17 protein-coding genes are annotated in these 26,398 nt (G+C 51.4%); 6 read left to right on the top strand and 11 right to left on the bottom strand.

Annotation, left to right across the window (positions count from 1 at the left end; genetic code table 11):
• The 7 genes from C8E01_RS10190 to C8E01_RS10160 all read right to left on the bottom strand — a co-directional run bounded on the left by C8E01_RS10190 (position 1) and on the right by C8E01_RS10160 (position 7,841).
• Entirely contained in the window at positions 1-1,215 is a 1,215-nt protein-coding gene (locus tag C8E01_RS10190) for a glycosyltransferase family 4 protein (RefSeq protein WP_116543247.1), read from the bottom strand.
• A gap of 95 nt (positions 1,216-1,310) precedes the next feature.
• Positions 1,311-2,657: an NAD(P)H-dependent oxidoreductase gene (locus C8E01_RS10185; protein WP_116543246.1), complete on the bottom strand. Its 1,347-nt coding sequence runs from the start codon at positions 2,655-2,657 to the stop codon at positions 1,311-1,313.
• A gap of 127 nt (positions 2,658-2,784) precedes the next feature.
• Positions 2,785-3,336: a dTDP-4-dehydrorhamnose 3,5-epimerase gene (rfbC, locus tag C8E01_RS10180; RefSeq protein WP_116543245.1), complete on the bottom strand. Its 552-nt coding sequence runs from the start codon at positions 3,334-3,336 to the stop codon at positions 2,785-2,787.
• Between the two features lie 62 nt (positions 3,337-3,398).
• Positions 3,399-4,505: a CDP-glucose 4,6-dehydratase gene (gene rfbG, locus C8E01_RS10175; RefSeq protein WP_116543244.1), complete on the bottom strand. Its 1,107-nt coding sequence runs from the start codon at positions 4,503-4,505 to the stop codon at positions 3,399-3,401.
• Positions 4,506-4,584: 79 nt separating this feature from the next.
• Positions 4,585-5,385: a glucose-1-phosphate cytidylyltransferase gene (rfbF, locus tag C8E01_RS10170; protein WP_116543243.1), complete on the bottom strand. Its 801-nt coding sequence runs from the start codon at positions 5,383-5,385 to the stop codon at positions 4,585-4,587.
• Between the two features lie 298 nt (positions 5,386-5,683).
• A complete protein-coding gene (locus C8E01_RS10165) occupies positions 5,684-6,502 on the bottom strand; it encodes a WecB/TagA/CpsF family glycosyltransferase (protein WP_243409521.1) in 819 nt (272 codons plus the stop codon).
• 7 nt (positions 6,503-6,509) lie between these two features.
• Positions 6,510-7,841: an undecaprenyl-phosphate glucose phosphotransferase gene (locus C8E01_RS10160; RefSeq protein WP_116543241.1), complete on the bottom strand. Its 1,332-nt coding sequence runs from the start codon at positions 7,839-7,841 to the stop codon at positions 6,510-6,512.
• 1,039 nt (positions 7,842-8,880) lie between these two features.
• Here C8E01_RS10160 and C8E01_RS10155 point away from each other — a divergent pair.
• The 3 genes from C8E01_RS10155 to C8E01_RS10145 all read left to right on the top strand — a co-directional run bounded on the left by C8E01_RS10155 (position 8,881) and on the right by C8E01_RS10145 (position 16,967).
• The gene (locus tag C8E01_RS10155; protein WP_116543240.1) at positions 8,881-15,417 is read left to right on the top strand and encodes an Ig-like domain-containing protein; all 6,537 of its coding nucleotides are present in this window, start codon (positions 8,881-8,883) and stop codon (positions 15,415-15,417) included.
• A 6-nt stretch (positions 15,418-15,423) separates the two neighbouring features.
• On the top strand, positions 15,424-16,440 hold the full coding sequence (locus C8E01_RS10150) for a PorP/SprF family type IX secretion system membrane protein (protein ID WP_116543239.1): 1,017 nt from the start codon (positions 15,424-15,426) through the stop codon (positions 16,438-16,440).
• Positions 16,441-16,574: 134 nt separating this feature from the next.
• The gene (locus C8E01_RS10145; RefSeq protein ID WP_116543238.1) at positions 16,575-16,967 is read left to right on the top strand and encodes a hypothetical protein; all 393 of its coding nucleotides are present in this window, start codon (positions 16,575-16,577) and stop codon (positions 16,965-16,967) included.
• A gap of 51 nt (positions 16,968-17,018) precedes the next feature.
• On the opposite strand, the gene C8E01_RS10140 is transcribed toward C8E01_RS10145, so the two are convergent.
• Positions 17,019-17,228 (bottom strand): heavy-metal-associated domain-containing protein, encoded by a 210-nt coding sequence (locus tag C8E01_RS10140; RefSeq protein ID WP_116543237.1) that lies wholly within the window; start codon positions 17,226-17,228, stop codon positions 17,019-17,021.
• Positions 17,229-17,265: 37 nt separating this feature from the next.
• Entirely contained in the window at positions 17,266-19,500 is a 2,235-nt protein-coding gene (locus C8E01_RS10135; protein ID WP_116543236.1) for a heavy metal translocating P-type ATPase, read from the bottom strand.
• Between the two features lie 295 nt (positions 19,501-19,795).
• Between C8E01_RS10135 and C8E01_RS10130 the strand changes: the two genes are divergently transcribed.
• Both C8E01_RS10130 and C8E01_RS10125 read left to right on the top strand, forming a co-directional pair.
• Positions 19,796-23,143, top strand: a complete 3,348-nt coding sequence (locus C8E01_RS10130) for a PAS domain S-box protein (RefSeq protein WP_116543235.1) — start codon at positions 19,796-19,798, stop codon at positions 23,141-23,143.
• Positions 23,144-23,145: 2 nt separating this feature from the next.
• Positions 23,146-23,562, top strand: coding sequence for a response regulator (locus C8E01_RS10125; protein WP_116543234.1), 417 nt, complete (start codon positions 23,146-23,148; stop codon positions 23,560-23,562).
• A 98-nt stretch (positions 23,563-23,660) separates the two neighbouring features.
• Here the strand turns inward: C8E01_RS10125 and C8E01_RS10120 are convergent, their stop codons facing one another.
• Both C8E01_RS10120 and C8E01_RS10115 read right to left on the bottom strand, forming a co-directional pair.
• Entirely contained in the window at positions 23,661-24,113 is a 453-nt protein-coding gene (locus C8E01_RS10120; protein WP_243409520.1) for a DUF305 domain-containing protein, read from the bottom strand.
• An 8-nt stretch (positions 24,114-24,121) separates the two neighbouring features.
• Positions 24,122-24,700 (bottom strand): helix-turn-helix domain-containing protein, encoded by a 579-nt coding sequence (locus C8E01_RS10115; protein ID WP_116543233.1) that lies wholly within the window; start codon positions 24,698-24,700, stop codon positions 24,122-24,124.
• 297 nt (positions 24,701-24,997) lie between these two features.
• On the opposite strand from C8E01_RS10115, the gene C8E01_RS10110 reads away from it, so the two are divergent.
• Positions 24,998-26,398, top strand: coding sequence for a DEAD/DEAH box helicase (locus C8E01_RS10110; RefSeq protein WP_116543232.1), 1,401 nt, complete (start codon positions 24,998-25,000; stop codon positions 26,396-26,398).

Genomic DNA, 26,398 nt, shown 5'->3' with positions numbered 1-26,398 from the left:
CTATGAAAGATTTGCCTCTGTGACTTGAGTTGCAGGGGCAATTTTGTTTTTGGACCGGATGGTATCTTCGTAAATGGAAAGCAGCATGCGGTAATTGGCCTCGGGCGTATACCTGACCTCGTAGCTTTGTCGGGCAGCGGTGCCCATTTGGCGGGCCATATGGGGGTGTTGGGTGAGGGTATGTACCCGCTCTGCCAACTCCGCCGCATTGCCGGGACTATAGTGCAGCCCATTTACGCCATCGTCTACAAGCTGTGCTGCCCCACCAATTTTCGCAGCGATTACAGGTGTACCCGTCGAGAAGGCCTCAATGATGGTCATGCCGAATGTTTCCATCCACTCCGAAGGAAATATAAGCGCTTTGGCGGTTTTCAACTCCTGCTCTACCCTGTCCAGCTTTTGGTAACCTAAATATGTTACATTCGGATGTGTTGCGGCATGTCGCTCCACCTCTTCCCGCATAGACCCATCTCCTATTATTTTAAGTTTGAAGGGATAGAGTTCTGTCGCTTTTAAGAGCGTGCTTATACCTTTTTCCGGAGACAGTCTGCCAACAAAAAGAAAGTGATCGCCTCTTTCCGCTTCACCAAGGCCAAGGTCAGTTGTAAAATTCGGCTTCACGACCAACTGCTCTCGCCTGGGTTTGAGCGAAGAGTTAAAAAACAGATCGCTGCCTCCTTGTGTGAGGGTGATGAATCGGTCCACTTTCTGCTGCCAGGTCCCCAATAGCTTGTGCACACCTGTAGCCAACACCACTGATGCCGTCTGGAACATGGAGTTGCGGTAGGCCTTGTCTAAGATGGCGCGTAGCGGGAAAGTCTTGTGCACGTTTTCCATATGCGTGCGGCCATTGTAGTGCAGGTATGCACTTGGGCAGATCAGCCGGTAATTGTGCAGCGTCATCACAGTAGGCACACCCAGTTTGTGGGCGACGTCAAACACAGCAGGCGAGATCAACGGGAAAAAATTGTGCACATGGATGATGTCAGGCTGAAAAGCTTTGATTTTCTCTTCGATCATACGGGCACTTCTGGTATTGTACACTACCCCTAGCGCAGCTCCCAGCTTTTCACTAATTGAGTTTACATCCTCGTTTGACAGCGTGAATTTATCTACTGTATGCCCATGACTTTCGAGTAGCGCTGCCTCTGCATAGAAAACGGTGTCTTCGCCAGCGGATATTTTATAATGATTGTGAACCTGGAGAATGCGCATGTACAAGGGGTCTTAAATCAGCTAAAATCCCACCTGGGCCATATCTGGCCTAGGCGGGACTCTGCCTGATGCTGTATTTTTGAATCAGAATTTTATTATGCGAAGGCGGTTTTACTTGGTGCCTGCTCATTCGCCTCAGCGAAGGCAGCGGCAAAATACTGGCGCTGCTCCTCGCGCAGTTTGTCGATTGTACGGCCTTCCGGTAAAATCACGTCGTCGTAGGTGAGCACCTGGTCTTTCGGGATGTCGCGCTTCAGCACGCAACCTTCGGCCACACCGATCGGCAGAAGGTTCTCCCGCTCGGTCACGTCGGCGTTCTCGCACAGGCCATAAGTCATGTAATGCCCGATACCGTCGATGGTCTCACCGGCTTTCAGGTCTATTTTGGCGGCTGTCACTACTTCCACATACGGACGGTCCAGTGGTGTGAGCGCAGCGTCGTTAAACAGCACAGCTCTGGCAATAGTCAGCGGCACCTCGAGGTGGCATAGGTGGTACGGGGTGTAGAAACAGTACAGCGGTCCCTCTCCCATCTTGTAGTAGTTGAGGTAATGCTGTTGCGTCGGATTGTCCTGTGTAGCCAGCACAAATACGCCACCAGCCGGTTCGGCTATACCTACCACGTAGTCCACAATACCCGGACCGTTCGTGAGTTCTTCCAGCGGGAACAAATTTACGGACTCCCGGATATTGGCTCCCTGTGGTGCGTAAGGCCCCAGCATGCCGCGTTTGGCCACGCGCATACCTGTTCCATTTGCCACAATGGCCTGTTCGAAGGAGATTTTGGTGCCGTCGGCAAAGGAAGTCACCATGGCGGGGTCTTGTCCCCAACGCTTGGCAAAGCCCTCTTGTGTAGTCGGGTTGCGATAAGGATCATGCAGGCCTTTGATGTTGCCGCAGAGCACCGGCTTCATGCCGATGGATTTCACGTAACGGTACAGGTTCATAATCACGCCCGGTTGGTCACCGTCCACGTTCGTGAACACGACGCCCGCTTTGTCGGCGTATACCTTCAGGATCGGACCAACGGTGCCATCCACTTCGGCGTCCATCATGATCGTATGCTTGCCGTTTTGGATAGCCTCCAAGGCCACCTGCGCACCAAATTCCACGGCGCCGGTTACCTCCAGAATGGCATCAATCCCTTCTGCCCGGCACAGCAGCATCGGGTCGTTGGTAATGCTATACCTGCCGTTTCGGATATTTCCCTGCAAAGCTTCAACGGAATCAACCTCCTCTACCTCTGCTATACCTGCTTCGTTGTACGTTTCGCGGGCACGGTTAATGGTTCGGTTTGAAATGGCCACCAGTTCCATACCTGGCACGTGGTTCTTGATTTGCAGCGCCACGCCTTTGGCCATAAATCCGGCTCCCACCATACCTACTCGGACAGGGCGTCCTTCAGCTTCTCTTTTGGCTAATGCGGTATCTATAATGATCATAATTCTTCTTTTAAAATGCGCTTTTGTTAAAACGACTTCATTCGGTTTCGGACAAGATCCAACTCAGCTCGAGGTATAGAATTCTGTCTGTCTTATGTCAAGTGCCCAATCCCTGTAATTCACTCATTTACAAGGTCGATTGCTCAGGTATAGCTTCCAGCAACGGATGGTTCTGGTCTTTCTCCGAGATGATCTGCGGCTCCATTGGCCACTGAATATTGAAAGCCGGGTCGTTCCAGCGGTGGCCGCGCTCCGCTGCCGCCGCATAAAAGGCCGTTACCTGATACATCACGTCGGAGTTGTCCTTCAGCGTCAGGTAGCCGTGCGCGAAGCCTTCCGGCACATAGAGCATGCGGTAGTTATCAGCAGTCAGCTCCACGCCGATCCATTGCTTATACGTCTCCGAGTCAGGACGCAGATCCACGATCACGTCGTAGATGGCCCCACGGGTGCAGCGCACCAGTTTGGTCTCGGCGTGCGGAGCCAGTTGCATGTGCATGCCACGCAGGGTGCCTTTTTTGTAGTTGTAGCTCACATTGGCCTGCACCAGGTTAGTGTTCAGTCCGTACTGTTCGAACTCTTGCTGGCAGTAAGCCCGGCCGAAAAAGCCACGCTCGTCCTCCAGCTTTTTGATGTCGATAATGTAGGCGCCTTTTAGTTTGGTCTCTGTAAAGATCATGTATGTTGATGCATTTAAAAAACACCTGCAAAGGGTTGCCTTGCAGGTGTCTGTCGTTCAGATTAAGAAGGCAGGTATACGGGTTGCTCGTCTTCCAGGTATTCCGAAATCTGCCCCATCGTAAATTCCTTGATGTCGGTTATACCCTCGTGATAGTTTTTGTACCAGCCGATGGTGCGCTCGATCGCCTGTGACGAGTTGTACTTCGGTGTCCAGCCCAGTTCTACCAGCGCTTTGCTGATGTCAAGTTTGAGCAGACCCGCTTCGTGGGGTTGATTCTTGAGCTCAGGTTTATCGTAGCTACCCGATCCCCATACCTGCAGGGCCTTCTGTACCAAATCCTCCACCGGACTGTTGTCGCCGGCCTGCGGACCGAAGTTCCAGGCGCCACCAAAGTTTTTCGGATCTTCTGTCATTTTAGCGCCGAGCAAAAGGTAACCGCCCAGCGGCTCCAGCACATGCTGCCATGGACGCACTGCATTCGGGTTGCGTACTGTTACTGGCTCTCCTACCCTTAGTGCCCGCACAATATCCGGTATAATGCGGTCTTTGGCCCAGTCGCCACCGCCGATTACGTTGCCCGCGCGGGTGCTGGCAATCGCTTTCTGATGCTTGCTGTAGTCCTCCGGATGGAAGAACGAGCGGGTATAAGACGAGATCACGAGCTCCGCACAGGCTTTACTAGCGCTATACGGGTCGTAGCCGCCTAGTTGGTCGCTTTCGCGGTAGGGGTATACCCATTCCTTGTTTTCGTATACCTTGTCTGTCGTGATCAGCACGACGGTACAAGGCTTCTCCAGTTTGCGCACTGCATCCAGCACATGGGCCGTACCTACAGCGTTCACCGCAAAGGTCTCAGAGGGAAACTCGTAAGACAGGCGCACCAAGGGCTGGGCGGCCAGATGGAAGATAAAGTCCGGCTGAAAACGCAACACGGCCTTTTCTACGGCATCTTTATCCCGGATATCCGCTATCACAGAATCGCACAGACTGTCGCCGTCGATCAGGTGATACATGTCCTCTTCGGTTTCAGGGGCAAGGGCGTAGCCCATCACTTCAGCACCAAGGGAGTGCAGCATTTGCAACATCCAGGAGCCTTTGAAACCGGTATGGCCCGTCAGAAATACTTTTTTGTTTTGATAGGTTTGCTGCAGAAATTCTCTCTTCATCAGCTTATGTTTCGCTAAATGGTCAGGTATAGGATATGTTATACGCAAGCCGCAAACATTCTGCTATACCTTGTGCCCTTTAGGCATTTACAGGTTGGTTTTGAATTACTTTATACCACGGCGCCTTGCCCTGCTGGATCAGTTCTTCCAGATAATTCTTATCACGGAGGGTGTCCATTGGCTGCCAGAAACCAGTGTGCTTAAAGGCAGACATCTCGCCTTCGCGGGCCAGACGCTCCATTGGCTCGCGCTCCCAGGTGGTGTGGTCGCCGTCTATGTAATCAATCACCGAGGGCTCCAGCACAAAGAAGCCACCATTAATCCAGGGCTGCTCGCCGCCTTCGGGCTTTTCCTGGAAGTGGCGCACATGGGTGTCTTCACCGGAAAGCGTAAAGACGCCAAAACGGCCAGGCTGCTGTACTGCAGTAAGCGTAGCCTTGGTGCCCTGCTGTCTGTGGAACGCAATCGAGGCGCTAACATCGATGTCACTCACACCGTCGCCATAAGTCAGGCAGAAGGTTTCGTCGCCAATGTAATCGCGAACGCGCTTCAGGCGGCCGCCCGTTAGCGTTCCCTCGCCGGTGTCAACCAGCGTCACTTTCCAGGATTCGGTTTTGTTCCGGTGCACCTCCATGCTGTTGTTGCTCATGTCGAAGGTCACATCGGAGTTATACAGGAAGTAGTTGGCGAAATACTCTTTGATCATGTGGCCTTTGTAACCGCAGCAGATCACAAAATCGTTGATGCCATGGGCTGAGTATATTTTCATGATATGCCAGAGGATTGGCTTTCCGCCGATTTCCACCATGGGTTTCGGCCTGATACCACTTTCCTCACTGATGCGGGTTCCGTATCCGCCTGCCAGTATTACAGCTTTCATTGATTCTAAAGGGTTTGGGGTGAATTTCTATTTAAATCGGTCTTCTATACGACAATTACTATATTTTGATTTTGATAATGCAGATTTTCCAGCGATATAAAAGTATCAACCTGATTATCAATACTTCACGGATCACATTATTCCTCAGCCAGTAACCATCAAGTTCTTATACCTGTGTTGGGCTGATAAGTTGAGCTGTTGCGCTTTATCCGCTGGAAAGTACCGTTATGAAAATCGAAAGATCGGATAAAAAAATGCGCTGCGGGCTTCTAAACCTGCACAGCGCATTTTTTGATGGCTAGCCTACCGTAACAGTGGTGGCTTTGTTATGTTTATCTTTAGGCCAAAACATGTCTTTCAGGGTCAGGTATACGAAAGTGCTATTCGTAACCAAATAGCGCTTCCAGAGTCGCTTCGGCTCCTGGTACAATCGGTAAGTCCACTCGAGCGAAAGATCGCGCGCCCACTTTGGCAAGCGCTTCTCCAAGCCGGCATACGTCATATAGGCCTGGCCAACCCCGAGCATACACGCTTTCACGCGGCCTTTGTGCTCCGCCATCCAACGCTCCTGCTTCGGGCAACCCAAGGCTACAAAAACAAGGTCGGCTCCCGCATCGTTGATCATATCCACAATCGACTGGTCTTCGTCCTCTGTTAGCTGACGGAACGGCGGGGAATAATGACCTGCCACACGCAGTGCAGGATGCTTTGCCTTTGCAGTAGCGACCACGGCTTCCAGTACATCGTCCGTAGAACCGTAGAAGAAAACCGACTTACCTCGGACAGCGGCCTCCTCAATCAGACGTGGCATCAGGTCCATCCCTGGCACGCGATCCTGCTGGTGGCCATACTTCAGCTTCATCAGTTTAGAAAGCGGACCACCGTCCGGCGAAGCCACATCTGCCTCGTTGAGTATCTGGTTAAAGTTCGGGTCCTGGTAGGCTTCCACAAGCATGTGCACATTGGCAAAGCACACATAAGAGGAGTCTCGGTTATCTGTCATCCAGAAGACTTGCTCCACAAATTCGTTGAAACTGCCAGTGGTAATATAGGAATTCAGTAAGCGACGCTTTTGCTGCAGGGGTGCCGCTGTTCTGCGTAGGGTGCTTGGTTCCATTAAATCGTTAGTATGCATTTTTCTCGCCTTTCACCATGTTCCATACTGTCAGGAAGATGATTTTCATGTCCATCATGAAGCTCCAGTTTTCCATGTACTTCACATCGTACTCCACACGCTTCTCCATCAGGTGCACTTCTTTGGTTTCGCCGCGGTAGCCGCTTACCTGTGCATAGCCTGTAATACCCGGTGTTACGAAGTGACGCATCTTGTACTTGTTGATCACTTTAGAGTAATGATCCAGCTGCGACACCAGGTTCGGACGTGGTCCTACTACGGACATATCGCCTAGCAGTACGTTAAAGAACTGTGGCAGTTCGTCCAGGTTCGTCTTGCGCAGGAAAGCACCTACTCTTGTCACACGCGGGTCGTCTTTTGTGGCCTGAAGCTCTGTGTTGTTGTTGACACGCATGGTTCTGAACTTGTAGCACACAAACAGGCGGTTCTTTTTACCAGGACGCAGCTGCTTGAAGAAGATCGGGCCAGGCGAGCTGATTTTGATAGCCAGCGCGATAATCGGCATCACGATCGGGAACAGAAGCAGGATAACGGCAGATGAGAAGGCGATGTCGAATACGCGCTTCGCAACACGGTTGGTCACTTGCTCCAGTGGCTCTTTGCGCACACTGATCATCGGGATGTTCTGGTAGAAGTACATGTTCACTTCGCGCTGCACAATGGCGCTGAAATCAGGCACAATACGGAAGTAGATGAAGTTCTCGTCAGCAAACTCAGTCAGTTCGTCGATGTGCTCTTTGTCGTTTACTGGCAAGGTATAGTATACCTCGTCGATGTTGTTCTGGAGGCAGAACTCCTGCAGGTCAGACACATTGCCTTTCACCATGCTGCTATGCTTGCTCAATTCGTCTGCTTTGTCCGAAAAGAAGCCCATGAACTTGCGGCCTGGTGCTTCGTCGTTGCTGAAGGTCTGGTGCAGGTTGATAGCGGCTGGTCCCATACCTACGATCACGTAGCGGCTGTAGGCCATGTCTGATTTTGAGAAGTAGCGCTGGGCCAGGAAAAGAACCACACGGCTAACACCAATCAGCAGGGCTGTAAACAGATAGGTATAGAGAAGCAACAGACGAGACAGATGCTCCAGGTTGAAGATCACAATACAGCTGGTAAGAATCACGGCGTGTATTGCAAAGGCATTCAACAGGTTGCCAGTCTTTCTACCTACCGGCAGGAAACCGTCGACTCTGAAAACAAAGTTCTTGAACCCTGACACGATCCACCACACGAGCGCAAATAGTACAAAGAAAATACTGTACTGGTGTGTGAGCTCTAAGTCGCCGTATCTGAAAAGGTTTGAAAGCTTAAACGCGAAAGCTATCAACGTAATGTCTAGTATTAATAAGATTATTCTATTAAAACTATTATAGTGTCTGTATTTATGCATAACCTGAAATTGTACTTATTGAATCATAATTCCCTTTTTCCCTAAATTGACCTTCTTGCGACACTCGTCTTCAATCACTTTGTCAATCCCCACGTTGCTCCGGGACCAATGACAACCTTAATGTCTATATTCACCTTTAGTTTTTAATTTTCTTCTATTTTATAACTGTTTGAATTCTCTGCGCAGTTAACAATCAGAATTTAGACTGAAATACGACTGCATTTATATTAAGGTTTATTAATTTATCGATAATTCATTAATAAAATTAAACGCCCAGATATTAACATATTTATATTTTTAAATAGATATTAGTTAAAATTATAACATATACCTTTATTATATAAATATTCATATAATTTATACTTTTTGGCTTGCTATTTCTGGTAAGGTTTCAGTTTGGGGCCAGATTATTTTTTATAAAAAAATTATTGATCCGCCCTAAACCTTTGAAAGGATTGTCGATAATAAATCAGGCAAACTAAAAAGGATTAATTTATTTGAAAGGACACAAGAATATACTTGTCATATATACCCAAACAGGGTTTAATATCATATTGAAATAATTCAAATACTTCTCTTCTTCTGCTTCCTCTCATCTCATAAAGTGACCCATAGGGGTAAAATAGCTGGCTCTGGAGCTAATCTAGGATAGTATCCGGGAATAATGCTCGCTATACTTTGATAATCCTTGAATTCTGATTCATAAAAAATTTACAATTATTTGAACCAAGTAAGTCCAAAAAACATTTTGCACAATACGGACAGACCATGAAAATGTTCAGCCAAAGATGATAAAAGTTTCAAGGCCTCAGAAATCATTTTCCTGACACCTTGCTAACTAACTGAATGACAAAAGGGAGAGTAGATAGAGCTACTTTTCCTTTCAAATTATCCTCTGAAACTGAATTGAATTTTCCGGCCATCGCCATTTTCATAAAAAAGCATTCATCTATAGCAAACTTATACAAAATACCCTATGCAACCGGTACAAAAGAGCCTCACATTTGTAGTGCTCACCTTGCTTTATGTGCTATGTTTTGGTACAAAAACCGCAGCAGAAAGTTGCACTCCTATTATAACTATTTCGGGTCCCTCCTCGCTGTGTACTGAAGACGAAACGATCCTTACTGCCACAGAGGCAGCCAGTTACAAGTGGTCGAACGGCGCTACCACCCAGCGTATTACCGTCAATTCAGCAGCCACCTACACAGTTACCACCACCTCGGAGAGCGGCTGTACGGCTACTTCTGCTCCTGTCTTCATCAGCGATAGGCCTGATGCCACCATTAAAGATCCGCTGTACGACTTTACCTATTGCAGCTACACCGGCAGCGCCAACTCATTTAAGTTAGAGGTAGAGAACGCCTCCAAGACAGCTGCCACTAACACGGGCTATACCATAAATTGGGGCGATGGCAAGAGCAGCACCCTTGGCGCCGAGTTTGAGCGAACGAGCCATACCTACACTGCTCCCGGTCTGTACTCCATTACAGTAACCGCCACCGACGCCAACGGCTGTGAGGGCACTTTTACGGAGAAACTGTTCATAGGAAGCAACCCGGGCCTCGGCATCACCAGCGATGGCAACAACATCGACTGTGCCCCTGTATCCTACGGCTTCCGGATCACAGGTGTGGAAGGCAACTCCCCGCACACCGTCTATACCTTCCAGTTCGACGATGGCACGCCAGCCTATGTTTTCAAGCATAACGAACTGCCCGCCGACCGTATTTTACGTCACGAGTTTCTGGAGTCATCCAAAGACAAGCCAAACGGATTTACCCTGAAAGGCACCGCCACCAACCAGTGTAACGTGTCGATCGCCACCTTTACCGGTATTCGCATCTCCAAAGGTCCTATCGCTGATTTTGCCATTGGCAACGTGTGTTTGAACGAGCCTGTCCGCTTTCAGGACAAAACCAAAAACGGCTATGATGCCTCCGCCAGAACTGACCGCTACCGTGTGCAGTGGGAGATCTTCCCGGCAACAGGCTGGCAATTCACTTCCGGCAACGGCACGACCCTCTCCCCGAATGTAGTCTTCAACGAACTGGGCGAGTACATGGTACGCCTGACCGCCTATCCACTCGACCCGAACTCTACTTGTTTGCCAACGGTGATGGAGCAGATGATTGTGGTGAACGATGTGCCCAAAGCAGCTTTCGACCTGACACCCGACGGTGGTGTTTGCGCCCCTTCCATTTTCAGAGCCCAAAATAAATCGACCGGCGCGGACCTGAAATATACCTGGACTGTTTCTGCCAAAGAAGGCTGGAGCTTTGCTGAGGGCACGGATGCCAACTCAGAAAATCCGGTGTTCAGCTTCGATAAGTCAGGCTCATATACTGTATCCCTGTTGGCCAGCAGCTTCTGTTCTGCGGTGAGCAAGCAGGAAACTGAGATCATCGTCATTCACAAACCGATTACTACGCTGCCAGCGGCGCAGACCTACTGTGGTCCGCAGACCATTGCCTTTTCAGAAATCAATGGCGCGCACAAACCAACGTATGATGCCCAGTCCGGCACGATCAGCGCCTACCGTTGGGAAGTGAGTGGTCCTGCCAGTGTGACTTTTGAAGAAGGAACCCATGCAGGCGCTGCCTATCCTATCGTTCGTTTTGCTGAGCCCGGTACTTACAACGTGAAAGTAACAGCTACCAACGAATGCGGTGACTCAGAGGAAGCCACCCAGCAAATTACCATCGATGCTATACCTGCGCTTGAGTTAAGCGCTCCGAAGGAAGCTGTCTGTTTGAACAGCGGCATCATGCAGCTGCAGGCTTCGCACGAGGGCGGCAGTTGGAGTGGTTCTGAATTTGTAACCGCTGATGGCCGGTTCAACCCGGCTGCTGTTGGCGCCTATACCTTAACTTATACCTATCGCGCCGATGTGTGTGAAGTTTCCGAGGCCATTACAATAACAGTAAACGACCTGCCAGTTGCTCCAACCGTGCAGCCGGTGGCGACACTTTGCCCGGGCAGCAACGTAGTGCTACAAGTGCTGCAGGCCGAAGGCAGCGTGCAGTGGTACGACCAGCCCAGCGGTGGGCAATTGCTGCACGAAGGCAGCAACTTCCAGACAGCCGCTTTAGATAAGACAACAACATTTTATGCCCAAACGACAGTAGAGGGCGGTTGCTCGAGTGTACGCACCCCACTCAAAGTAGAGGTATACCCGGCCACACCGGCTCCAGTGGTAGCTCCTGTTACCCTCTGCGGGGCAGGCAGCAGCGCCACCTTTGTAGCCGAGGGCAATGCCGGCGCTTATGAATGGTTTACTGATGCAGCTGCCACGCAGCTACTAGAGACAGGCAGAAGCTTTACCGCTCATAACCTGCCGGAAGGCACCAGCACGTTTTATGTGCGGGGTGTTACCAATGGCTGCTCCAGCCCTGTTGTTGCGGCAACTGCCACTATTTTACCAGCACTTGACCGCAACACCCTAAATGAAGTAGCGGTGGTCTGTGCAGGCCAGTCACCTGCCCTGCTCACTGGCACTTCCCCGGTTGGCGGCAACGGCAGCTATACCTACCGCTGGGAAGCCAGTGTAACAAACGCTGGCGAAGGTTTTGAAGTGATCAATGGCGCTACTGCCGCCTCTTTCCAGCCGGGCACACTCAACCGCACCACCTGGTTCAGAAGAACAGTATTGTCGGCAGGTTGCTCCCATACCTCTGCTCCTATCGCTGTTACGGTAACTCCTGTAATCGATCAAAACACGATCACAACCAGTGCTCCAATCTGCGAAGGTGCGGAAGCTCCAGCTTTAGTTGGCAGCGAACCGACAGGCGGCACTGGCAGCTATACCTATACCTGGGAATACAGCACAACAGGCACTAACGGCAGCTTTAAAACGGCTAAAGGCAATAACCTGGAGCGGCATTACAATCCGGGTGTGTTGAACGAAACAACCTGGTTCCGCCGCAAGGTCACTTCCGGAGCCTGCCAGGAGCACATCAGCGAAGCCGTGAAGGTGACGGTGGTGAAGCCGATCACGATGAACTTTGTGTCTGTGCAGCAAAATACTATATGTAGTGGCAGCGCACCTTCTGTTATCATTGGCAGTATGCCGCAGGGTGGCACGGGGCAGAAGACCTACCGCTGGGAGATGCGCACCGAAGAAGGGTCGTTTGAGCCAGCGCTCGGCACCAACACCGGTCTGAACTATACGCCGCAGATCAAAGACAAGACCATGTTCTACCGACGTGTGGTGGCAGGTGGCCCTTGCGGTGAGAATTTCAGTAACGAGATCCAAATACTGGTGCAGCCAGCCATCGCAGCAAATACCATCCAGATCGCCGGGCAGCCGGTAATCTGCGAAGGCACTGCTGCAGCCACTCTAACAGGCGCACAGCCTACCGGCGGAAACGGTAGCTATACCTATCGCTGGCTATACAACACAGCCGGACCGCATGCTACGTTTAGCCCAGCTCCAGGCAACAACACCGGCCTGCACTACGCCAGCCCGGCTACCCTTACCCAGACAACCTGGTATATCCGCGAAGTGATTTCTGGCGAGTGTATCAGCAATTCGGATGTGGTGGAGGTGACGGTTGTGGGTTTACCGGCAGCGCCGGAAGTGGCTCCTCTTACGATCTGCGAAGGCAGCTCGGCTACTCTGACCGTGAACAGCCATACCACTAACACCTTCCGCTGGTACGCCAACGCAACAGCGCAGGAATACCTATTCGAGGGCTACAGCTTTGAAACGGAGGTACTGCAGCAAACCACTACTTTCTTTGTAGAGGCGGTGAATGTGAACGGCTGCGGCAGCAGTGAGCGCCTTCCTGTAACGGTAACAGTCAACAAACGCATCGACAGCAACAGCCTGACGGCTCCAAGTGCCTCTATCTGTGCTGGTCAGCGCCCGAGTGTGCTAACAGGCACGACGCCTACAGGTGGAAACGGCAGCTATACCTACCAGTGGGAAAGCAGCGTAACCGGTGCTAATACGGGCTTCGGCCCAATAGCTGGTGCCACAGACGCTACTTACCAGCCAGAGACGCTGGATAAAACGACCTGGTTCAGAAGAGTGGTATTGTCTGGTCCATGCGAGGCGCACATTAGTCCTGCTGTAAAAGTAGATGTACTGCCGGCGATTAGCAACAACACGATTACTGTAGAAAAGAGTACCATCTGCGCAGGCGATGTGCTGCAGCTGCTAAAAGGCGCTGCTCCAACCGGTGGTAATGGCACCTATACCTACCTATGGGAAAGCAGCCGCGATGGTCAGCACTTTACCGCCGCAGCAGGCACCAACAACCAGCCCGACTACCAGGCCCCTGCCCCACTGACCGAGCGCATGTGGTACAGAAGAGTGGTGTTCTCGGGTCCTTGCCAGCAATCGGTGAGTCCAGCACTGCAGATCGTGGTGCAGCCGGTGATTGCGAACAACACCATCACGACACAATCGCATGCGGTGTGTGCGGGCGACACACCAGGCGAACTGAAAGGTACCCGTCCAACTGGTGGCAACGAGCAGCCGGTATACCTATGGGAAAGCCGAACTGAGGGCACTGAATTTGCTCCAGCTGCAGGCAACAACACCGGTATGAACTACCAGCCGGGGCAACTGGCTGAAACAACCTGGTTCCGTCGCAAAGTGGTGGCCGGTGAGTGTTTCAACACATCAGCTGAAGTTCGCATTCTGGTGAATGCCGTGATCGCGAACAACACGATCTCTACGGACCAGGTGATCTGTACAGGCACTGCTCCGGCTAAGTTAACGGGCTCACAGCCAAGTGGTGGTACTGGCAGCTATACCTTCTACTGGGAAGCCGCAGGCAACGATGGCATGTTCCGCAAAGTGAACAGCAGTGCCTCAGCCGACCTGACGGTAGGCATCCTAACGACCACAACCTCTTTCCGCCGTGTGGTGGAGTCGGGCCCGTGCCAGCATGTGTCGAATGTGGTGACTATTACGGTTTCGCCTGTCATCAGCAACAACACCATAGGTCTGAACCAGAGCATTTTCCGGGGCCAGACACCGGCTCCGCTTTCGGGCACCAACCCAAGCGGCGGTGCTGGAGCAGGCACCTATACCTACCTGTGGGAAAGCAGCTTCAGCCAGCAGGGCGGCTACCAGTCAGCCGCAGGTATAAACAACGGCCGCCACTATACCCCGGAGGCACTGCACGAATCGACCTGGTTCCGTCGCCGTGTGCTCTCGGGTGGCTGCGAGACGGTATCCGATCCGGTGCTGATCGAAGTGCACAAGGGCGTCACAAACAACAACATCTACAGCGATCAGGTGATCTGCGCGGGCAATAAACCAGCTGCGCTCAACGGCTCTGTGCCTGTGGGTGGCGACGGACAGTTCCTATACCTGTGGCTGGCCAGTACGAAGGGCGCCAAAACCGGCTTTATGACGGCTACCGGACAGAGTACGGGCAAGGATTACAGCCCGGCAGCGCTCACGCAGTCTACCTGGTTCCGTCGTGTGGTGCTCTCCGGCCCTAAGCCAGATACTAGTGCGGCGGTGTTCATCAACGTGCGTCCGCCAATGGCCAACAACCGCATCAGCACAAGCCAGACTATTTGCTATGGCACCGCGCCATCACTTTTGGTAGGCACCTTGCCAACCGGTGGCAGTGGCAACTATAACTATACCTGGGAAAGCAGCACCAGCGGTCCGGACAATGGCTATACCACGGCAGTTGGGAGCAACAGTGGTAAAGATATCCAGTCGGCAGTCCTTACACAGACCACTTGGTTCAGGAGAATTGTCACTTCTGAATCGTGCGAGCGACTGGTGAGCGAGGCGATAAAAGTAACCGTGACACCACTGCCAGAAATGCCATCCGCAAGTAGTCAGACCATCTGTCACAGCACCAAAACCACGCTGACCGCTACAGGCAAGGGTGGCAGGCTCGAGTGGTACGACCGTGCAACCGGGGGCAATCCGATACAAGTCGGCAATAACTTCACGACACCGGTACTGACAAGCACCACCACATACTATGTACAGGAAGTGGCTTCGTCATGTGCCAGTGAGCGCCGTGCCGTTACGGTAACAGTGCCTGCCCCAAGTGCCAACGCCGGTATGGACCAAACCCTGATGCTGGGCAGAACGGTGCAGTTGCAGGCAAGTGGCGGTACAACCTATAGCTGGTCACCGGCTGAGGGTCTGAGCAACCCGAACATTGCCAACCCATACGCCAAGCCGGAGAAAACCACGACCTATACCGTGACTGTGACCAACGAAGCGGGCTGTGTATCTACGGACGAGGTGACCGTTACGGTGCAGCAATTGGTGTATGTGCCAAACACCTTTACTCCTAACCAAGACGGTGTGAACGATGTGTGGGAGATCCTCAACATTGAGCAGTACCCGAACTGCAAAGTGCAGGTGTTCAACCAGTGGGGCAACACGGTATTCAGTTCAGAGGGCTATAAGTTGCCGTGGGACGGACGCCAGAACGGCAAAGAATTGCCGATCGCCACTTATTATTACCTCATTCAGCTTGACAACCAGGAAAAACCGCTTTCAGGAAGTGTGACAATTGTTAAATAACCGTCTATGAACAAACTTTTAGCTTTAGGATTTGTGCTTCTGCTGGCTACTCAGGCCATGGCGCAGCAGAAGCCGCAGTACAGCCAGTACACGCTCAACAACTACCTGCTGAACCCAGCCATCGCAGGGATAGAGGACTATGCTGACGTGAAGATCGGAACCCGGCAGCAGTGGTCAGGTTTAGAGGGCGCCCCCGTGTCGTACTATGCCACGATTCATGCGCCGATTATGAAAGAGCCAACTCCCGTGACAGCGGCTCAACGTAACAGTTCGCCTGCCAAAGAGGCCACTACCAAAAAGCCGACCTCTTACCGTCGCATCCGGCCGCACCATGGTTTGGGCGCCATGGCTATGACGACGGCTACCGGCCCGCTCAAGCGCAGCAGCTTTAACGTGAGTTATGCTTATCACCAGCCTCTCTCCCGTACCTTGCGCGTGGCTGCCGGTGTCGCTCCTGGCCTGATCCAATACAGCCTGGACCCTACGGCCGTGCGTGTGATCAACCCGAATGACAGGGCTATCAACGACGGGCGGATTAATGAGATGAAGTTTGACTTGAACATGGGCTTGTGGCTCTACTCATATAATTATTATGTAGGTATAGCTGGTGCGCAGCTTGTGCCCAGCAAGCGCGAGCACCTGACTAGCGCCACTGCCACCGATAACAGCGGACGACTCCAGAAGCATTATTTCCTGACAGGCGGTTATCGCCTGGATGTGTCGCCTGACCTGGCGCTTATACCTTCGGTGATGGTGAAAATGGCACAGCCAAGCCCGGTGTCGGTGGATGCCACGCTCAAGGCCATGTACAGTAATCGCATCTGGGCGGCAGCCTCTTACCGTCACAAAGAGTCAGTAGCTGTGATGGCTGGTGTTAACATCAGCTACCTGATGGACCTGAGCTATTCTTATGACGCCAGCGTTTCGCCCTTGGGCAGCACCAACTCGGGAAGCCACGAGGTAGTATTAGGTTTAAAACTTCGTAATACTGCTAAAGTTATTTGCCCCCAGTGGGCCTGGTAAGCGATCTATACCTTACATCACTGAACTGAAAATAATAGCGGCCAAAAGCCGCTATTATTGTTAAAACACTTTCAAACTTTGTAAAACTTTTATAATTTATTGCAGTATCTTATTAGACAATAGAAATTACTGAGATGTCTTTCAAACAGCTGACTGCATTTGTGTCCGGCTTGTGTTTCGTGGTGTTGGCAGCTTTACAATACCAGGGGCCTGATGCCGCTATCTGGATCGCTATATTCCTGGCCGCTGCTGTATTTAGCTTTACGACAGCCTTGGAGCGCATTAATCGTGTTATACTGTGGGTGGCTTTTGCTGCATATGCGGTGGCAGCCTATTATTTTTGGCCAGGCGAAACTGCCTTGTCGCAAGGTGTAACGATCGTGAATGGGACACTCCGGTTCTGGGCACTGGTTTTTGCATCCCTTGTCATGCTGCTCTTAGCCCTCACCAGTAGACGAAATGCCAGTTTGCATCCGCCACACGTGCCGGGCCACGTAACTACCAAAATAAAAAAATGGGCAAACTAATATTTAAGTCTGCCCATTTCCTTCTCATCAAGCTTCAATTCAAGCGGTACGCTATACCTGCTCTGCCTTAAAACCGGCTTTTTCTACTGTGCTCTTAATCGCTTGCGCATCCAGGCTGTCAGTGCTCACTTCCAGAATTTTGTCCGGATTATCTGTATCCACTTTCCAGTCCTGTACTCCTTCCAGTTTATTCAGATGAGGCGTTACAGCTCTTACACAGCTTCCACAATTAATGGTCGTTTTAAACTTATAGGTCTTCATATTTAACATAATTTACAAACTGATTAAAAATAATTCTTTACAATTTCTTCCCGCGCAGACGCAGACTGTTACTCACCACCGAAACAGAGCTGAGGGCCATGGCAGCCCCTGCCACCATTGGGTTAAGCAGGAAACCGGTGAACGGGAACAGCAGGCCGGCTGCCACAGGTATACAGATCACGTTGTAGATAAAGGCCCAGAACAGGTTCTGGCGAATCGTACGCACCGTTGCCCGAGAAAGGTTGATGGCCGCGGCCACCTGCACCAGATCAGAGCGCATCAACGTGATACCGGCCACATCCATGGCCACATCAGTACCGTGCCCCATCGCGATGCTCACGTCAGCAGTAGCTAAGGCTTGCGCATCGTTTATACCATCTCCCACCATCGCTACGACCTTGCCCTGCTCCTGCAGTTTCTTCACAAAATCGGCCTTGTCGCCGGGTAGCAGCTCTGCTTCGTAATGGGTTATACCTACCTGTCGGGATACGGCCGCCGCTGTCTGGGCATTGTCGCCGGTGAGCATGTAAACCTCCAGACCAGCCTCTTTCATGCGGGCTATACCTTCGGCGGCAGCGGGTTTTATCGGGTCACTCACCGCAAATACGCCCAGCGCCTTTTGTCCGTTGGCAAAGTATACGGCCGTCTTCGCGTTTTCCTGCAACTGACGGGCGGCATTCTCCAACTGGTTCTCAATGCTTATACCTTCCTGGCGCAACAGCTTTTTGTTGCCGGCAAAGAATTTCTCTCCGCTAAAAGCCGCCTCTACTCCCATACCAGTGACACTGTTAAAGTAGTCCGGCTCCAGGCTTGCTATACCTTGCTCTTTGTAATAGGTATAGATAGCCTGCGCAATCGGGTGCTCTGACTTTGCCTCGATCGAATAGAAAAGCTGCTCCAATCGCTCCTGTCCTTCTACGCCCTTGGCCCACACCACATCAGTAACAGAGGGCTTGCCCAGTGTGATGGTGCCCGTCTTATCCAACAGGATAACGTTCGCTTTGTAGGCATCCTCCAGACTCTGCGCGTCTTTGATCAGGATGCCGTTTTCAGCGCCTTTGCCCACACCCACCATGATGGCAGTAGGCGTCGCCAGACCCAGTGCACAAGGACAGGCGATTACCAGCACCGAGATCATCGACACCAGCGCCTGCGACAAGTACGCCTCACCGCCAAACACTATCCAGGCTACGAAGGTCAGGACCGCGATCAGCAGCACGACGGGCACAAAGATACCTGCGATCTTGTCGACCAGTTTTTGTACCGGTGCCTTGCTACCCTGCGCCTCCTGCACCATTTTGATGATATGGGCCAGCATCGTTTCTCCTCCGGTTTTGCGGGCAACAAGCTGCAGACTGCCTTTCTGGTTGATCGTACCGGCAAAAAGCATGTCGCCTACCTGTTTCTGCACCGGCAAAGGCTCCCCGCTCAGCATACTCTCATCTACATAAGAACCACCTGACAGCACCTCGCCATCCACCGGTACCCGATCGCCTGGCAAAAGCAGGACATGATCTCCTATCCGCACCTCTTCAATGCGAATTTCAGCTTCCACCCCATCGCGCAGTACGCGCACTGTCTTCGGCTGAAGCCCCATCAGTTTCTTAATGGCTGCCGAGCTTCGGCTCTTGGCGCCTTCCTCCAGGTATTTTCCCAGCAAAATAAAGGCAATGATAACGGCTACGGCTTCGTAGTACACGTGCGGTTCCAGTCCGCGGCTCAGGAAAAACTCTGGGTATACGGTATTGAACAAACTGAAAGCGAAGGCTATACCTGTACTCAGGGCCACCAGGGTATCCATGTTGGCGCGCAGGTGTCTGGCCTGCCCCCAGGCATTCACGAAAAAGTGACGGCCGGCCCAGAACAGAATCGGGGTGGTAAAGGCCAGCATGACCCAGTTACCCCAACTGAAGGCGTTGTGAAAGAACATACCCAGCACAAATACCGGGAATGCCAGTACGGCCGCGGCAATAGTTTTGGTCTTGAGCACAGCCAATGCCTTTTCCTGTCGCTCTTCCAGTTCCTCCTCCGTGTGCTGACCGATCAGCAATTCGAAGCCAATCTCGTGCAGTGTATCGCGCAACTGGTCAGGCTTTACCTGATTCGGGGCATAGGCTACCTGCACTGTCTTGCCAGCGAAGTTCACATTGGCCTCCTGCACGCCATCCACTGTGCGCAGCATGCTCTCGATGCTGGAAGCACACGAGGCGCAGGTCATCCCCTCTACCGGAAAAGTATCTTTTTTATAGGCTGTTTTTGTTAATGTTTCCATACCATGCTATTGGTTTATCTTCCAATCAATACAAAGGTACGCCCGTTCACAGCCCCAGGTGTTACAGTTTCCTCGAAAAGGTTTACATATTTTGGGCGACTGAAGCCATTGTTATACCTTTGATTTAAATCCGGCTCTCCTGTAAATCAGATACATGGAACTTATTGGGCCCGGTAATTTTGTTTTTAATACTACAATTGTTTATGTTCGGGAATAAACACTGATAAAAATCAGTGCAAAATTCGCTTCCCAAACATTTGCGCTGTAAAATTCAGTTCGCACCTGTGCCTTACCTATGTTGAAAACAAACCAGCCCACGCATCTGCATGCAGCATCGCGCACGACCTATCTTGTGCTGTTTGCGTTCGCAGGTTTACTAATCACACTGCTTGTTCTTACATCCTATACCTTCCTGCAAGCCCGCCAGGTACAACTTAGCCACGATGCGTATGTAATGCTGGCACTGCAGGAGCTCGAACTGATTGATGACCTGCAGGCCAATGACGAAGCTGTACACAAGGCAGTACTCCTGCACCTGACCACAGCCAGCGATGCCGAGAAGGCCGAATACGAACAGGATATTGAGGCTACCCAAGCCCACAGTAAGGCCATTATCACCCAGTTAATGGCCATGATCGAGAATGAGCAGCGCAAAAGCATACTTCGCAACTTTGAAAATGAGGCAGCCGCCCATGACACCCTGGTCAAGCACCTCTTACAACTCAGCCGCAGCGGGAACATAGCGGAGGCGCTGACCTATAACCGCCTGGTGATCACCCCCGAGTACCGGCAGCACCAAAACCATCTGAAAGAACTGAGCGAGAGTATACGCCAGGCCACCCGCCAAAGTGGACAGCGGGCATCTGAGTCTATCTCTTCGTTTATAGACAACCATAAGCTCATCCTGGGCATTCTCGTACTGATCAGCCTGACGGCGCTGCTACTGCTGCGGAGTGTCATCCAGCGGCTCCGGCACGACAACCAGTTGCTCAATGCGGAAGGGCAGAAACGGCAGGAACTGCAAAAAGCCCTGCTCGACAGTCAGGTCCAGTACAAAATGCTGTTTGACCTGAACCCGATGCCAATGTGGGTGTATGATCGGCTCACCATGCAGTTTCTGGATGTAAACAAGACCGCTCTACGCGAGTACGGTTATAGCAAAGAGGCTTTTTTAGCGCTTAACATATTTGATATCAGGCCGGAGGATGACGTGCCCTTGCTAAAACTCAGGCTGGACCAGGTGGACAAGTTGCAGTCGCAGCAGAGCAGCGTGCGTCACAAACGAAGCGATGGCTCCACGTTTGAGGTCGAAGTGATTTCTCATGCCCTGCCCCGCATTGGCGAGACTATGCCACGGCTGGTGGTTGCCATGAACGTGGACGAGCGCCTAGGAATGATCGAAAAGCTGCAGACAAGCGAAAAACAGCTGCGGGAAATAAGCTCCAGCATACCTGGCGCCGTTTTTCAGCTGGAGATGAAAAATCCATCCCATTATGCCTTCACCTTTTTAAGCGAAGGTATCCGTAATCTGTTTCAGATAAGTCCCGAAGAAGTTTATAGCAGCACCACAGCCCTATACCGACACATCGAGCCGGAGGATGTCGCACAGGTGCGGCAGGCCATCAGCGACTCTTACCAGTACCTGTCCCCCCTGGTGGTAAGCTTCCGGATCAGGCAGCCCCAGGACGGCAAATGGAAATGGGTGCAGACCCATGGGCTCCCGACCTGTAAAGGGTCAGGCCATGTGATCTGGAATGGCACCCTGATCGATATAACAGACCAGATCATAGCGCAGGACAGACTAGTGGCCAGCGAGGCAAACCTGAAAGCCTTGCTCGACAGCTCTCCCCAGGCCATCTACCTGCTCGATAAGTCCATGCGCCTGATGATGTGTAATGCTGTGGCCAGGAGAGACGTGCAAAACTCACTGATAACGGAACTGAAAGCCGGTATGAACTTTCTGGATCTGGTAAGCGAGGAAAAGGTGCAGCAATTCCGGGAACAGCACAAACGGGCCATGAACGGCGAGACGATAATGTGTGAATACGGCCACGGCAATTACTGGCATGAGGTATCATTCCGCCCTGTACTTGATTCTGACAACCGCGTGCTGGCCGTTGCCCTGAGCGTGCTTAATATTTCGGAGCGCAAACTGGCCCTGGAGACCATCAAACGCAATGAGGAGCAATTGGCCCGGGCACAAAAACTGGCGCTGCTGGGTAACTGGGAGTTTGACATGGAAAACGACGTCATCACGTGGTCTGACAGCGTGTATGATATTTACGGCGTTGACAGGATGTCCTTTATCCCATCAAGACTCAACTTCATACATTTTGTACCGCAGGAGGAACACGAACTCATATTAGGGGCCATAAAAGACGCTTCCGAAAACAACAAAATCCTATCGGTAGAGCATACCATTGTGCGGCCTGATGGCCAGAAGCGCACGGTTTATGAAATCGGGGAGCCGGAATACGATGCACAAGGCAGGCTTGTACGATTCCACGGTTCGGTCCAGGATATTACCGACCGCAAACGAACCGAACAGGAAGCCCTGAAAGCGAAAAACCTGTTGCAATCTACTTTGGAGAACATCCCGGAAATGATCTTCTCCGCCGATCCGACTCTCAAGATGCTCTATGTGAGTCCGCAGTGTCTCGAACTGACAGGCCATACCGAAGATGAGTTTACGAGCCAGACTGTGCTAGGGTATAGCATCATTCACCCTGAAGATCGGGAATACCTGGACCAGCAGATCCTGCCAGCCTTGAAAAGAGGAGAGCGACAGCACTACGAAATGCGCATCATAACAAAGGATGGGCAGTGCCGGTGGCTGATGTTCTGCGTTTCGCCCAGAAAAGATGAAAATGGACTCGTTTACCGCATCGATGGCTCTGCTTCGGATATGACATCCTACAAAGAGGCGCAGCAAAAACGCGACGAGCTGACCGACCAGTTACTCAAGCAGAACCAGAACCTGCAGCAATTTGCCTACATCGTGTCGCACAACCTCAGGGCCCCTATTGCTAACATACTGGGCCTGACCACCATTTACAACAAACACAAGCCGGACTCGCCCATGAACCCCCGGGTGATTGAGAACCTGTTCAAGTCCGCTAAACTCCTCGACACCACGATACGCGACCTGAATGACCTGCTCACGATCCGGAGTGAGCTCAACAGTGTGCGGGAAAAGATTAAGTTCGAAGACGTGTTCAAAGAAATACATGGTAGCCTACCGACAGAATTGCTGGATGAGCACATCCGGCTTGATTGCGACTTCGAAGAGGCGCCCGTCATAGATGGTGTCCGGAGCTACGTGCACAGTATAATGCACAATCTCATCACAAATGCTTTGAAATACCGATCACCTGACAGAAATTTGCATCTGCGACTTAAAACTTTCACTATTCCTAACTATATTTGTCTCAGTGTATCAGATAATGGTCTTGGGATCGATCTAAGCAAGGAGAAAGAAAAAGTCTTTGGTCTGTACAAGCGGTTCCATTCTCACGGAGAAGGGCGGGGTTTGGGGTTACACCTTGTCAAAACCCAGGCTGAGCTGCTTGGCGGCAAAGTGGAAGTAGAGAGCCAGGTGAACGTGGGCACTACCTTTAATATTTATTTTAGACACACCCTGTAGTAATGAATACATTGAAAAAAGTAGTTTTGATTGATGATGATGAAGTGAATAATTTCGTTTGCGAAAGCATCATTCGAACTGAAAACTTTGCTGAAGACGTTTACAGTTTTCAGGGAGCAGAGGAGGCACTTGAATTTCTGAAGTCTTCCGTGGAGCCGTCGGGGAAGAAATTCCCGGATCTGATCTTCCTGGATATCAATATGCCGGGAATGGACGGCTGGAATTTTATTGAGGAGTACCGTAAATTACCGGAATACGCTACCCAGAAGTGTAGCCTGTTTATGCTTTCCTCGGCCGTGGACCGCAAGGACATTCAGTGTGCCCGCAGCCACAAAGAAGTAAAAGAGTTTTTCTCGAAGCCGCTTTCCCCTGAGATCCTCGAGTTCATAAAAGAAGAGTTTCTGATGCGGGTGGAGTAATCTTCTTTCATCAAAACCAAGAGCGCATGCCTCGTCCATACTGACGCAGCATGCGCTCTTGGTTTTTAAAGACTTTTTTACGCAGACTGCTTGGCTGTTTAGTCAATCCGCTTGCGTATCCGCTCCATCTGGGCTATCTCTTCCTTCTGCGTCCGGATGATCTCTTCGGCTAGTTTCTTCAACTCCGGATCATTGATTCTGGCTTCTTCGCTTACAAGTATAGCCGATGAGTGATGTGGAATCATAGAATGGATGAATGCTTTGTCGCCGACATAGGCCTGATTGCGCAGTGCGATAAAGGCACCAAGGGTTGCTACGATGCTCATAACAGTAATGATAGTGTTTAGCTTTTTATCGCTGTACATGGAGCGCATCACCCACAGCATAATCAACGCCATGGGAGCAACCATCAGGATGGTCATATAAAGCCGGTTAAGGTTCAAAGAAATGTGACTTACTTCGGCTACATTGCTAAACATCACCGCGTACATCACCAGAAAGGAAAGTCCCAGCATCAGCATAAACTTCCCGTAGTTTCCTTTCTCCATCATCTCCTGACTTAATTTACGTTATCGAGCGGCTTCCGCGATGGAGCTGCAGCTTTTTTATACTCTGAAGGCGACATTCCGGTTACCTGCTTGAACTGTGCTGACAGGTGTGCTACACTGCTATACCCCAGTTGAAAGCTGATCTGGCTCAGGCTCAGCTCGTTGTAGGCCAGCAACTCTTTGACCCGCTCCACTTTCTGCAGCACCACATAGCGGGCAATCGTAAGCCCTTCCTCAGCCGAAAAGAGCGTACTCAGGTAATGGTAGTCTCGCCCGAGCGCCTGCGCCAGGTAGTCCGACACGTTGATGCTCAGGTTCTCCACCTCTCCCGAGCGGATCAGGTCGATGATGGCGATCTTGATCTTTTCGACAAGCTCAGCCTTCTTGTCTTCTATCAGTTCAAACCCGTTCTCCTGCAAGGACTCCTGCAGCTTTTGCAGTTGCTCTGCCGAAGGCTCATGCTCGAGCTTCACTTCACCCAGTTGTAAGGCCAGTGGCTGCAAGTTAAGTTTGTCCAATTCCTGGTTCACCACCTTCAGGCAGCGTGGGCATACCATGTTGCGGATGTGCAATGTATGTGCTTGTTTCATTTTAGCTTCTGTTGAGGTCTGTAAAGGACGGCGATGCACAGAATAGAATTTTATCCTGAGCGCATACCTGTCTATACCTGTACAAATCTAACAAAACTTTTTACCCAAATGCTCCCGTCGCCTGTTACAGCACAACTCGCCCTATGCAGCGAGCTTTGAATTATTACGATGCCCTTCCTGTTGTACCCATAATCAGCCTTCCTATACCTGCTGCGAAGCAGTACAGGGGTTATAAATAAAAAAAGAGCAAGCCCAAATAATAGACTTACCTTTGTAGCTTGCAATAATCAAAGATACATGACATTTAGCGAATTAAATTTAATAGAACCGATCCTGAAGGCGCTTCAGGCAGAGGGCTATACGCAGCCTACGCCTATACAGGAACGTGCTATACCTCACCTTTTGGCGGGCACCGACGTGCTTGGCTGCGCTCAGACGGGCACAGGCAAGACGGCTGCTTTTGCCATACCTGTGCTGCAAATGCTGCACAACCAGAAAAACAGAGCACCTAAAACGATCAAGACGCTTATCCTGACTCCTACCCGGGAGCTGGCTATACAGATAAATGAAAGTTTTGCCTCCTACGGCAAAAACACCGATGTGCGCCATACCGTTATTTTTGGCGGCGTGTCGCAGCATGCGCAAGTACAGGAACTGAAGCGTGGCATTGATGTGCTGATCGCTACCCCAGGCCGCCTGCTCGACCTGATCGGTCAGGGCTTTATCTCGTTGAAGCATGTGGAGTTCTTCGTGCTGGATGAGGCGGACCGCATGCTGGACATGGGCTTTATCCATGACATCAAGCGCATCATACCGATGCTACCGAAGCAGCGCCAGTCGCTCTTTTTCTCTGCCACCATGCCTCCTGTTATTCAGGCGCTGGCCGATACCATTCTGGTCAACCCAGTGAAGGTGGAGGTGACTCCAGTGTCGTCTACAGCTGAGAAAGTGGGCCAGGCGGTATACTTTGTAGAGAAGAACGACAAACGCGACCTGTTGCGTCACCTGCTCTCCGATCAGGAAATAGAACGCGTGCTGGTGTTCACCAGAACCAAGCACGGTGCCGATCGGGTAGTGAAGGACCTCAACAAAGCAAACATCCAGGCGGAAGCCATCCATGGTAATAAGTCACAGAATGCGCGTCAGCGTGCGTTGAGTAATTTTAAGGCAGGCGCTACACGTGTGCTGGTTGCCACAGACATTGCCGCTCGTGGCATTGATGTAGAGGAACTATCGCACGTGATCAACTATGAATTGCCGAACGAGCCTGAAACATACGTGCACCGCATCGGTCGTACAGGTCGTGCCGGCAACGCAGGTATAGCCCTGTCGTTTTGCGATGAAGAAGAACGCTATTACCTGCGCGATATCCAGAAGCTGATCAACAAGCAGATCAAGGTAGATGCAAACCACCCGTTTGCTTTGCCTGAGCACCTGTCAGTTAACCTGGAGAATGCCAAGAAGCCGAAAGGCCCTGCCGGCAGAGAGCCCCGCAACAATGGCAACCGCGCTGCTGCAGGTGGCAACAGGCCATCCGGAAACCGCGAGGGCAACAGCCGCCCAGCTAGAAACGAAGGCGATAATCGTGCTGCGGCAAGTGCTGGCACTTCTGGCCGCTCAACAGGCGGTAACAGCAGAAACTGGCGCGACAAAAAGGGAAGCAGTCAAAGCAGGCCCTCTGTGAAGCGCGGAGCTTAA

This window comes from Pontibacter virosus, assembly GCF_003096355.1.
In the GTDB taxonomy this organism is placed as follows: Bacteria; Bacteroidota; Bacteroidia; order Cytophagales; family Hymenobacteraceae; genus Pontibacter; species Pontibacter virosus.
Note: the sequence above shows the minus strand (reverse complement) of the source record. Positions and strands in the feature narration are given on the sequence as shown.